Source organism: Aquimarina algiphila (assembly GCF_007489275.1).
Classification (GTDB): domain Bacteria; phylum Bacteroidota; class Bacteroidia; order Flavobacteriales; family Flavobacteriaceae; genus Aquimarina; species Aquimarina algiphila.
Map to the genome: position 1 here is coordinate 1 of NZ_VLNR01000116.1, position 9,122 is coordinate 9,122.

General features: G+C 32.7%; 17 protein-coding genes. All 17 read right to left on the minus strand.

The features are described from left to right. Positions 1-152: 152 nt before the first annotated feature. The 17 genes from FOF46_RS29525 to FOF46_RS33020 all read right to left on the minus strand — a co-directional run bounded on the left by FOF46_RS29525 (position 153) and on the right by FOF46_RS33020 (position 8,892). Positions 153-482, minus strand: coding sequence for a hypothetical protein (locus FOF46_RS29525; protein WP_208746835.1), 330 nt, complete (start codon positions 480-482; stop codon positions 153-155). 8 nt (positions 483-490) lie between these two features. Further along, the gene (locus tag FOF46_RS29530) at positions 491-1,975 is read right to left on the minus strand and encodes a DNA cytosine methyltransferase (RefSeq protein WP_143919035.1); all 1,485 of its coding nucleotides are present in this window, start codon (positions 1,973-1,975) and stop codon (positions 491-493) included. 24 nt (positions 1,976-1,999) lie between these two features. Beyond that, positions 2,000-2,173, minus strand: coding sequence for a hypothetical protein (locus tag FOF46_RS31920; protein WP_167572003.1), 174 nt, complete (start codon positions 2,171-2,173; stop codon positions 2,000-2,002). Positions 2,174-2,209: 36 nt separating this feature from the next. After that, positions 2,210-2,839 carry a hypothetical protein gene (locus FOF46_RS29535; RefSeq protein WP_143919036.1) on the minus strand — a complete coding sequence of 210 codons (630 nt, stop codon included), beginning with the start codon at positions 2,837-2,839 and terminating at the stop codon, positions 2,210-2,212. Between the two features lie 19 nt (positions 2,840-2,858). After that, complete coding sequence (locus FOF46_RS31925) at positions 2,859-3,005, minus strand: hypothetical protein (RefSeq protein ID WP_167572004.1); 147 nt, start codon at positions 3,003-3,005, stop codon at positions 2,859-2,861. 2 nt (positions 3,006-3,007) lie between these two features. Continuing rightward, positions 3,008-3,886, minus strand: a complete 879-nt coding sequence (locus tag FOF46_RS29540) for a hypothetical protein (protein WP_143919037.1) — start codon at positions 3,884-3,886, stop codon at positions 3,008-3,010. Then, the gene (locus tag FOF46_RS29545) at positions 3,883-4,578 is read right to left on the minus strand and encodes a hypothetical protein (protein WP_143919038.1); all 696 of its coding nucleotides are present in this window, start codon (positions 4,576-4,578) and stop codon (positions 3,883-3,885) included. Before FOF46_RS29545 ends, FOF46_RS29540 begins: the two co-directional genes overlap by 4 nt. Further along, positions 4,575-4,739 carry a hypothetical protein gene (locus FOF46_RS31930; RefSeq protein ID WP_167572005.1) on the minus strand — a complete coding sequence of 55 codons (165 nt, stop codon included), beginning with the start codon at positions 4,737-4,739 and terminating at the stop codon, positions 4,575-4,577. Before FOF46_RS31930 ends, FOF46_RS29545 begins: the two co-directional genes overlap by 4 nt. A gap of 6 nt (positions 4,740-4,745) precedes the next feature. Next, on the minus strand, positions 4,746-4,994 hold the full coding sequence (locus tag FOF46_RS29550; protein ID WP_143919039.1) for a hypothetical protein: 249 nt from the start codon (positions 4,992-4,994) through the stop codon (positions 4,746-4,748). A 53-nt stretch (positions 4,995-5,047) separates the two neighbouring features. Next, complete coding sequence (locus FOF46_RS29555) at positions 5,048-6,103, minus strand: nucleoid-associated protein (protein ID WP_143919040.1); 1,056 nt, start codon at positions 6,101-6,103, stop codon at positions 5,048-5,050. Between the two features lie 10 nt (positions 6,104-6,113). Continuing rightward, complete coding sequence (locus FOF46_RS29560) at positions 6,114-6,344, minus strand: hypothetical protein (RefSeq protein WP_143919041.1); 231 nt, start codon at positions 6,342-6,344, stop codon at positions 6,114-6,116. Between the two features lie 171 nt (positions 6,345-6,515). Continuing rightward, positions 6,516-6,929: a DUF1367 family protein gene (locus FOF46_RS29565; RefSeq protein WP_143919042.1), complete on the minus strand. Its 414-nt coding sequence runs from the start codon at positions 6,927-6,929 to the stop codon at positions 6,516-6,518. Continuing rightward, a complete protein-coding gene (locus FOF46_RS29570) occupies positions 6,926-7,345 on the minus strand; it encodes a zinc-finger-containing protein (RefSeq protein ID WP_143919043.1) in 420 nt (139 codons plus the stop codon). The genes FOF46_RS29565 and FOF46_RS29570 overlap by 4 nt, the downstream gene beginning before the upstream one ends. Then, positions 7,342-7,821 (minus strand): hypothetical protein, encoded by a 480-nt coding sequence (locus FOF46_RS29575; protein WP_143919044.1) that lies wholly within the window; start codon positions 7,819-7,821, stop codon positions 7,342-7,344. The genes FOF46_RS29570 and FOF46_RS29575 overlap by 4 nt, the downstream gene beginning before the upstream one ends. A 45-nt stretch (positions 7,822-7,866) precedes the next feature. Further along, positions 7,867-8,469, minus strand: coding sequence for a hypothetical protein (locus FOF46_RS29580; protein WP_143919045.1), 603 nt, complete (start codon positions 8,467-8,469; stop codon positions 7,867-7,869). 118 nt (positions 8,470-8,587) lie between these two features. Further along, entirely contained in the window at positions 8,588-8,764 is a 177-nt protein-coding gene (locus tag FOF46_RS31935) for a hypothetical protein (RefSeq protein ID WP_167572006.1), read from the minus strand. Beyond that, positions 8,761-8,892, minus strand: a complete 132-nt coding sequence (locus FOF46_RS33020; RefSeq protein ID WP_262713274.1) for a hypothetical protein — start codon at positions 8,890-8,892, stop codon at positions 8,761-8,763. The genes FOF46_RS31935 and FOF46_RS33020 overlap by 4 nt, the downstream gene beginning before the upstream one ends. Between the last annotated feature and the right edge of the window lie 230 nt (positions 8,893-9,122).

Consider the following 9,122-nt stretch of genomic DNA (forward strand, 5'->3'; position numbering starts at 1 on the left):
TATAGTTTTGATACGCTCAGTTACCTGTTTTAGAAAAGTCTTCTTTCCTAGTAAATTTTCAAGGAGCTCTCTTCCTTTACTTGATGCATTTTCATGAGCTTTTAATGCTGCTTCTTTTTTGATTTCTAATGTTTCCATATTTAATGTTTGGTTTATACTAATTTTATATCCTCTTTAAATAATTCATGTATATACTCTGCGTGTATATCCGCATGGTGATTGTTCTCTAGACAATGAAATAGTAAGTGTATTAAGCCGTAATCCCCTAAAGAATCCCTATACTCGTATTTCTCTTTATTCTTAATCCAAAGTATGAACGAACACAAGTGACCTATCTCACCAATTTTCTTACTATCCTTTAAACACGCTTTGAATTCCTCCAGAGTCATTCGAGCGTATTCATTATACTTTCTCTTACAAAAATTGTAATCAAAAGTGTGCTTGTATGATTGTAGTTTTCTATTCTGTATTTCGTAATTCATTCCACTCATTATGCAGATTTTAGACAGTAATTAACAATAGCTTCATAATTCGATTCAACGAGTTTTTGTGCGACCAATGGAACTACTGAGTTACCAATAAACTTTAATTGATTTGTCTTTGTTCCTGTTAACTCAAAATCATCTGGAAAACCTTGTATAGCTTTTAACTCAATTATATTCAGCATTCTAATTTTTATATCCTTAATTCCATTATCTCTCATAAATTCTCGAATCTTTATTATTGTTTCAGAATCATCAGTTTGAAATTTTCTTTGGTCAGTTCCATGATTAGCTGAAATTAAATACACAGGTTTTTTATCCATACGGGCAATTAATGTTTGTCCTGGTTGCTCTATTGATCGTCCAGTATTAGAATACTGAGTATCCACAGTCCATTGCGCAGAAATTAGGTTATGCTTAGGGTTAACCGTAATAGATCCTGCAGGGTTTTCAATTGATGTATGAGTTGGGGCAGAATAATCATAGTTTATAAATTGTGCTGCATACCTATCTTTTGTGGTTAAGGTATTACAAGGGTCATCAATACTATGTGCATTCCCATTGCCATAATACGAGGTAAGAAATACAGGTTTAACAAGAGCATGAGTCCTACTAGTTAAAATAGTTCCCAATGGGTCATTTATAGAATTTGATTTGTGATATGGATCTCCTCCATTATACCTCTTAACAAACATTCCTTCTTTAGAAAACTTCAATAGACCTGCATATACCCTTTTTAGTGTGTTTTCGGAATATGGCTTACCTAATTTGGTTAACCCAAATATCGAACGACCTTCATCATGAAGATGTAAAACTTCTTTAACTGCTTTCCATTGTTTAAAATTTGTTCCATGTATTTTACTTCGCTTGGCATGTGTTTGTTCGGGAAAAGCAATAGGCATTCCAATACGAGAAAATATTCCAAAATAACGCTCTCTTGAAGTATAGGCACCAAAATCAGCTGAGTTTAATAATTTTGATTTATAATCATACCCATAGAATTTAATAGCTGATTTCCATCGATTATAATCTATCCCTTTTAAATTCTGAATCGGTTTACCTTTTTTATCTAGTGGTCCCCATGTCATAAACTCTCTAACATTCTCTATATAAACATAATCTGGATCTATTTGTTCGATGTATTTATAAAGGTGATCTGCTAATGTTCTACTATCTGCATCTCTGGATAAACCTCCTTTAGCTTTTGAAAAATGTGTGCATTCTAAAGAAGCCCATATATTTATGATACAGTCGGGAGAAATTTTTCTAAGGTTACTTACAAGTTCCTTTATCTTTAAAACCACTTTAAAATCTCTAACGTCCTCAGCGAGATGCAAACAATCGGGATGATTCCTTAAATGGCATTTTATTGCTTCCGGATCGTGGTTAACGCATGCAATTACTTTTGCATTAGCATTCGCCATATGTATGCCGGTAGTTGTACCTCCAGCTCCACAAAAAAGATCTATCCAGTATATAGTTGGTTTATTCATAAATCTGTTTTATTTTCAAATTCTTTAATCTTGTTTTCTATTAACAGCGTGAATACAGCTAGGAATGATATTAAGCGTCCACAGAACATTAACATTGTCAAACGCAATTGCTAAGAGTCCTATAATTCCAATCCCTGTTATTAATACAAATGCTGTTGTAATAGTTTTGTCTTTCTCGATGTAGTTTTGTTTTTTCATTATTTAGGTTTTAAGGGTTAATATTTTATTCTGGTTTTAGTTCTTCAAATTTTCTGGACAGGTAGCTTCATGTGATTTACATGCATTTGGATTGTCAAACTCTGCACCACAATGGCGGCAATAAAAATGAGCTTTTACATGTGCTAGTCTTTCCTCAGTCTTGTTTAGTCTTTCCTGAGTCTCTTCTAATCTTAATTCAGTCTCATTGAGTCTATCTATAGTCTCCTCAAGATTGATAAGTAATTGTTCAACATCAATTCCTTTGTTTTTCTGTTCCTCTTTATGTTTTTTAATAAAAAGATGGCTAAAAGTATATTCAACAGCCGCACCCATTAAGGCTAAAAAAACACGGGTGACATACCATGAGTAATGCTCTGGAACTTTTTTAAACACATTGAATTTTATCAACAGTAGAATAAAACCACCTATAGCAAATATTACAGGGATATACTGTTTTATTAGATGAGAATTGACTGAAGTATCTAATACAGTCCATCCCATTCCTATAGCTAGTGTGAAGGATGCTAAATAATGTAGAATAACTATTTCAACCTCCAACACTTCAAGGAATAGAGAACTCAATAAAGTAGCTAATGCTGTATTAACCATTAACATGGGTATTGTTATTGCTCTTAAAGATGTTATTCTATCTTCTAATGTTTTCATAATTACTTTTCTAAATGTTTTAGAACTCTTTTTGATACCCTTGAATACTCCACCCTTTGGCTTTGAACACTTTTAGCTTCTCCTTGTATTGACCAACTGTCATTTGTTTTCTGAGTACAACTTCAATAATCTCTGAATCTGGAAGTGAGAAATATTTACTTTTCATATTTATAATGGATTTTCATTACTGTTTTCAATTGCTCTTATGTTCCACTTTTCTCTTAGAACATCCTTGAAATCGATCTTTTTATTAATCAAATTTTGAAAATATTCTTCTACGACAATACACTTTGCTTTTGATTCTATCCTTGGAGTTAGACCTGTTTTTAATTCTTTAAGAATCTTTTTGTATTTGTCTCTAGTTTCTTTAATCATAGATTTCTTAGATGAGTATTCCATTTCCAGATAATCCTTGGCTGCTTTCATCTTTTTAGAATAATAAGCTTTGTATTTTTGATCTTCAGGTGAACCAATTATGCCTTTTTCCACCAACCTTTCAAAAACAGTTTCACCTCCATTACCTATGATTTTAAACTCATTATATTGATCCCAATAACCAATCATATTGATGAACATGGTAACTAGTATTTGTTCTTCTGTTGGCTTATCTTCTTTACTCATCTGATCAGCTTTTTTTTTGCGATATGCATCTAATTCTCTTTTTTTAAGAAGTTCATATTCTCGCATTACCCTCCCTATCACAACTGCATTGAGTTGTTGCGTAACTAGCATTTGTTTTCCGTTAGATTCTAAAAACTCACCAGAAACATATTTTTCAAAAGCCAGAATGATTTCTTGATAAGTGTAATTCTGAAGTGATGAGTTTATAAAAGTTATTGCAACGTCATGATGCTTATCTGTTGATTCATCTCCCTTTACTCCTAGCAAATCCAGTAACCAGGCAAATAAATCAAACGTGTTTGCATTTCGAATCTCCTCTGGATAATCCCTCAACTTTGGATTTTCCCAAGCAACTGCCATCTGTGGTTTGTTTTGCATTTCTACCACGAAAACATCTGTTTTATATTTTTGTAGTGCTAGTTTCATACTTTGTGTCTTGATCTAAATCTTTCTGATCCTGCTACTTTTTCTTTTTGCGCGGAATCTTTTTCTTTTTCAAAATCTTTTTTTAGCCATTTATTTGCTGTCAAGAACAAAGAAGTGTATTGAGTGTTTTTTTTATAATTCTCAATGCTGTCCAAGACATCATCAATTTTTTCTTTTGAGTATTTTTGATTTAGTTTATCAAATTCATCATGTGAAATTTTCAGGTGGGCGAATTTTCGATAGAAAATTGTTTCCCCTTCTTTTTCTTTTAGTTCTTTATCTTCTTTAGTTCTTATATTTGGTTTGCTTCTGGTTTGCCTCTGGTTTGTTCTTGGTCTGGTTTCTGGTTTATCTTTGGTTTGCAATCCGTTGTAATCATCATATTTTACTAGGGATATAATGGTTTGACCACTGGTTTGTCTTTGGTTTATCATTTGCATCTTTGTAAGCATCTTTAAAAAGTTGGTAACCTTGGTGCTTCCCCATCCCCATCGTACTTCTAAGAACCTTCTACTTGCCGGAACTTCTCCCTTACGGACTTCAATCACTTTGTTTTTGATTATTTCTGTCGATGCTTCAAATCTTGCCTGTTGTATTAAATCAAGCCAAGCTTCTGCCTTCGAATATTCGCGTGCTTCGTTCCAAAAAGGGTGTTTGAAAAATTTCCTATTAAGCTTAATGAATCCACTCATTTTATATTCTCGTATATAAAGATTGATTCTTCTTTTGTCAAAGGTTGTGATGCTCTAATACTGTTTTCTTTGATTGTAAATTCAACCTCTTGTCCATTTTCTCTAAATATGAAATATCGATCGTCCCAAATTGCCGGAATAATGAATACCTCCTCTTTCATATCTGACTAGCTAATATGTTCCATTGTTCTTGCAATAATCACGTTGTTATAGTGGCGTTTATAAACTTTAGCTACATTGTATGTGCTTAGTTTAATCTTATCCCCAGGTACAAGTTTTGAAATCTGATTTAGCAATTCCTTAAATCTAAATTCAACACACCAAGAACCACCTGTGAATAAATCATTAATCATCACCACCTTGTTTTTGCCTCTTGGTGTATCTCGAATTTCTTTTATCTCCCCTATTATTTCCATAAATAGAATTCAACGCTTTTAGTATCTACTGGTTCCATGGCTATCCTGTTAACTTACTTGACTTCCTTATTGAAATACACTAGATAGTAGTACATCTGTTTTTCTTCGTCCCATCCCTTTTCAATAAACCTTTCTGCTGAATCTGGATTGATAAAATCCATTTTGATTTCTATGTTAGTATCCAGATTGATTTTGTTTTTAATCTTTTTTCTGGCATCTGAAACGGCTTTATCTGCTATTGGAAAAGTGGTTAAATCTTCAATACTATAACTAGGAGCTTTCTCTGCTTTGTAGTGTTTGAATTCTGGTACCAGATCGGGATTATCAATTACTTCATTTAAGAAAGCTGATTCTTCGAACTCATCATTTTTTGCAAAGTGATTTACCGCACGATTCATAAACATCACTTCTTCCTTTTTATCCTCTGCAGGTAACACTACTTCTTTTGCGAACTCTTGACAAAACTTCAAGTATTTTTTGGTATAGAAATTTTCATCTTCAAATAGATCAACTCCTAAAAAATGTTCTAACCAGTATTTTGTGTCATAGCGATTCGAATCTACAGACAGGATTTTATACCCCTTATCACTTTCATAATTAAAGATCAAACATCCTTTATCGAGTTTGTTCAGATTTACGCCTTGTTGTAATAGAAGTTCAATAGAAGATTCTTTTTTTCTGAACTGGAGAAAGTCATGTTTTAGTTCTGATTTAAAAATGCCAATTGCAGATACCTTTTCATTGTCAATCAGAACATTCTCTAAATATGTCACATATACCTCTCCTCCTTTAATATGAGGGTGCATTGATTGTTCAAAAAGATGTCTGGCTATTTCTTTAGATTTGTCATGGACCAGACTTGGATTATCGAATATTTGTCCTACTACATTATATAATAGATTAAATTCAATATCGATATCATGTGTAAACTGGTAATAGTTTTCTTCTTTATCTCTGAATGGTTTAAGCAGAAATTCTTTTAAGAGAGCTGTTAGTTCATCGTTTAAATTATTTGGTAACTCTGAAAAGGAAATACCTTCATTTTTACTTTTGTTACCGATCTTGTGAACCGAGAATGATTCTATTTGTGTGCTGTATAAATTAATCATAATATTTTGTTTAGTGAATTACTTCTGCGTTGTCAACAATGTTGTTGTCATATAGTTCTCTAAATGGAATTACTCTTTTTTCTTCTGGAGAATAAAACCCCATTAAACCACCTTGAGCTACTCGTACTAACCTTTCAAATTCATTATACCCTGATGGTTCAATCTTGTCTTCTAATTTGAATCTAAGTGTATGACCATCTTTGATGTGTTTTCCTCTTTTATCTTTAAATCCGAAATTCATTTTATAGTGTTTTTTAAAGGAGGGAGAGTTTCTTGAAAACTTAAAATCAACAACAACAAAACTCAACAATCACCCTTCCCTCCCTAGTTTTATATTTATTTTAATCCACAGGTAGTTTTTAAAGACATCTTAGCATTGATTATTTTTAGTTAATACTACCTGTGGAAATGTTTAGAAATATTGCTCTACATTGTCAATAATATCCTGCCTATCAAAATGGAAATATTGAACAATTACATCTATCACTTTTGAGTACATATCTTGAAAATCACTTTCCTTCATTTTAGCAAAACTTATACTTTTAGCCTCCCTTTGAATTACTCCTTGAAAATCTACCCACTCATCATAAAATCCCGCTTCTATTGTCAAGTCCTTTCGTAACCTGTCGAGATTTACGTATATCTCCTGGTTATCAAAAACCATATTCACAAGCGCAAAGAACTTTCTATGAAATCCTATGTTTCTTGGCCGCTTAACCTCACATTGATACATCTCGCCAAGTTTTAACTTTTTTATTTTATCATGATCAGAGTTATAAACCACTTTAAGAGTATTATTTAATTGTTTAACCAAGAACAGTTTCATTTTCTTAACTTTAAATTGTTATAAGTTTCTTTAGACCATTTAATTACTTTTAAACAGGTCTTTTCCTGAAACATTCCTATATGAGTATACTCGTCCGGCAATTCTAAATAATCAGCTAGTTTTTCATAGGCTTCTGATCGTTCCATATACTTTTCTCTCCAAAGCTTATCAAACCATTTATGAGCTTCTCTTTTGTATGTTCTAAGTTGACGATTTGCTAACCTCCCTAGAGGCCTTCCATCCTCATGACATCCTACATACGCTCCACAATTCGTAAGATTCCTACATCTTATCATAGACCTTCCTTTAAATTGCTTACCATAAACATCTGTTTCCGATACTACTTCTGTGGTCGATTTACAATACGGGCAAATCTTAGCGTTTAGAACATCTTCTTGGTAAGATGTAAGAATCATAGTCGCTTAACTGTAATTGAATCCGAGCTATAGACTACATTAACACCTGATACATCAATTATTTCTCCGGTATCTTCATCCACTATAGATTGTCCTTTTTGTTTCAGAATAAAGGCTGTTTTGTACTTGGATTCAGTAGCCTTTAATTGCTTATATTGTTCAGAAAGTTCAAGGTCCTTTTTCTTTTTCTTTACTTCTTCCACTGCTGTAAAAGAATATCTCGTAGATCCTGCTCTAATCGTGTATCGATAATTTGAATCTGCATAAGATTTCTTACCATGTTCTATAAAATTATCCCTGAGAACCTGTAAGGATTCATCTTGTATTTTTTTTATTTCCAGTTTTAAGAAATCATCTAAAAAGGATTGCTTAATCTCTGCCAAAGCTTCGTGAGCTTGAATATCCCCTGAGGTAGCATATTCTGTCAAATTCTCTATTGACCTCCTCACTTGTTCTATATGATTTTGAATTTTCATGTTCTTCTGTTTTAAAGTTTAAGAATTGTTCTTTAGATCCAATCATTACGCAGCTTGTTTTGATTGTTTTAATAAGATTGCTTGATTAGCAGCAGATATCCTGAAGCTCTGCTTTAAGTACTCAAGTGATTTACCTTCTCTTAAAGTAGCTAATGCTCTTTTCCAATTCCTTGTAACCTCATTTCCTTGCTTTTCATTTAGCCAAGGCAACTCTTTTTTAGAATCATTTTTCAAATTCTTAACAGGTTTTACATTGATATTCCCTTTAAACATTTCAATACCGATTTCCAAATAAGAAGCTATCTTGCTTGTTGCATCTGTTACAGCTGATTTAAATCCATCTGCGATTTCAGTATTTTTACCTGTTGTCGTGTGCCCTCCATATTGTTTAGGAACTATTACTTCATAATCAAGAGATTGAAACTCCGCTTCTACAAGAACATAGTTTTCATTTCTTTCAACGACAGAGTGATTAACAGTCCATCTTCCAATTCCAAAAACATCATTTAACCTTTCCGTTATATACATCGCTTTTAGCGTAGTTAAAAAGGTTTTAGTTGGATGAGACTTATAGGCTTCTTCTGGAAAGTCACCTCTTAAAGTTTCTCTCATCTCTTTTGTGATTTTTGTTTTGTTTGAATTTTCCATAATTTTGTTGTTGATTTTTATTACATTTTTAAGATTTTCCACTATTGGCGTAGTGGGTTATTTTTTTCTCTACCGGGCTTTGATATTATCGCCACCCATCTAGAGAATTCAGGGGTAATTATTTGGGGACTGCATATCCGGCGAAACCTCCTTTTACACCATACAATGGATAATGATAACTTCCGGTTTGTCTGGCATGTTGATACGCTTCTGTAGGACATGTAAACACTTTTGTTAATCCATTTTGAACTCTTAGGGAAACATCTGTGTTGTTTTCTGTGAAATATTTTTTCATAATTGCTTGTTTTTAGACCATTTTTTAATTCTTAATGTTTCTTTATATTCTCTATATGCCAAGTATGCTAAGGGCATTAACGAGCCTAATAGAAAGAACATGATTCTGTATAATAATTCTGTTTTCATAGTATTTTGGGTTTTAAGTGGTTTATGTTAAATAGTGATACAAGAAAGCGCCAGACACAATGCACAGTAAAAAGAAACTCATTACTCCTATGGTTGCAATTAGTGGAAATTCTTGCCAAACTGACCCACCTATTCCTATTATATTGACCCAGTAAATCCTATTTAAACTGACCCACCTATTCTTGTTTAAATTGACCCACCCCCAAAAGTGTGTGTATTAAATAACTTGT

What these genes read in the sequence shown, in the direction of transcription:
- FOF46_RS29525 (WP_208746835.1), bottom strand. Translation starts at nt 482, where the DNA reads ATGAATTACGAAATACAGAATAGAAAACTACAATCATACAAGCACACT.
- FOF46_RS29530 (WP_143919035.1), bottom strand. Translation starts at nt 1,975, where the DNA reads ATGAATAAACCAACTATATACTGGATAGATCTTTTTTGTGGAGCTGGA.
- FOF46_RS31920 (WP_167572003.1), bottom strand. Translation starts at nt 2,173, where the DNA reads ATGAAAAAACAAAACTACATCGAGAAAGACAAAACTATTACAACAGCA.
- FOF46_RS29535 (WP_143919036.1), bottom strand. Translation starts at nt 2,839, where the DNA reads ATGAAAACATTAGAAGATAGAATAACATCTTTAAGAGCAATAACAATA.
- FOF46_RS31925 (WP_167572004.1), bottom strand. Translation starts at nt 3,005, where the DNA reads ATGAAAAGTAAATATTTCTCACTTCCAGATTCAGAGATTATTGAAGTT.
- FOF46_RS29540 (WP_143919037.1), bottom strand. Translation starts at nt 3,886, where the DNA reads ATGAAACTAGCACTACAAAAATATAAAACAGATGTTTTCGTGGTAGAA.
- FOF46_RS29545 (WP_143919038.1), bottom strand. Translation starts at nt 4,578, where the DNA reads ATGAGTGGATTCATTAAGCTTAATAGGAAATTTTTCAAACACCCTTTT.
- FOF46_RS31930 (WP_167572005.1), bottom strand. Translation starts at nt 4,739, where the DNA reads ATGAAAGAGGAGGTATTCATTATTCCGGCAATTTGGGACGATCGATAT.
- FOF46_RS29550 (WP_143919039.1), bottom strand. Translation starts at nt 4,994, where the DNA reads ATGGAAATAATAGGGGAGATAAAAGAAATTCGAGATACACCAAGAGGC.
- FOF46_RS29555 (WP_143919040.1), bottom strand. Translation starts at nt 6,103, where the DNA reads ATGATTAATTTATACAGCACACAAATAGAATCATTCTCGGTTCACAAG.
- FOF46_RS29560 (WP_143919041.1), bottom strand. Translation starts at nt 6,344, where the DNA reads ATGAATTTCGGATTTAAAGATAAAAGAGGAAAACACATCAAAGATGGT.
- FOF46_RS29565 (WP_143919042.1), bottom strand. Translation starts at nt 6,929, where the DNA reads ATGAAACTGTTCTTGGTTAAACAATTAAATAATACTCTTAAAGTGGTT.
- FOF46_RS29570 (WP_143919043.1), bottom strand. Translation starts at nt 7,345, where the DNA reads ATGATTCTTACATCTTACCAAGAAGATGTTCTAAACGCTAAGATTTGC.
- FOF46_RS29575 (WP_143919044.1), bottom strand. Translation starts at nt 7,821, where the DNA reads ATGAAAATTCAAAATCATATAGAACAAGTGAGGAGGTCAATAGAGAAT.
- FOF46_RS29580 (WP_143919045.1), bottom strand. Translation starts at nt 8,469, where the DNA reads ATGGAAAATTCAAACAAAACAAAAATCACAAAAGAGATGAGAGAAACT.
- FOF46_RS31935 (WP_167572006.1), bottom strand. Translation starts at nt 8,764, where the DNA reads ATGAAAAAATATTTCACAGAAAACAACACAGATGTTTCCCTAAGAGTT.
- FOF46_RS33020 (WP_262713274.1), bottom strand. Translation starts at nt 8,892, where the DNA reads ATGAAAACAGAATTATTATACAGAATCATGTTCTTTCTATTAGGCTCG.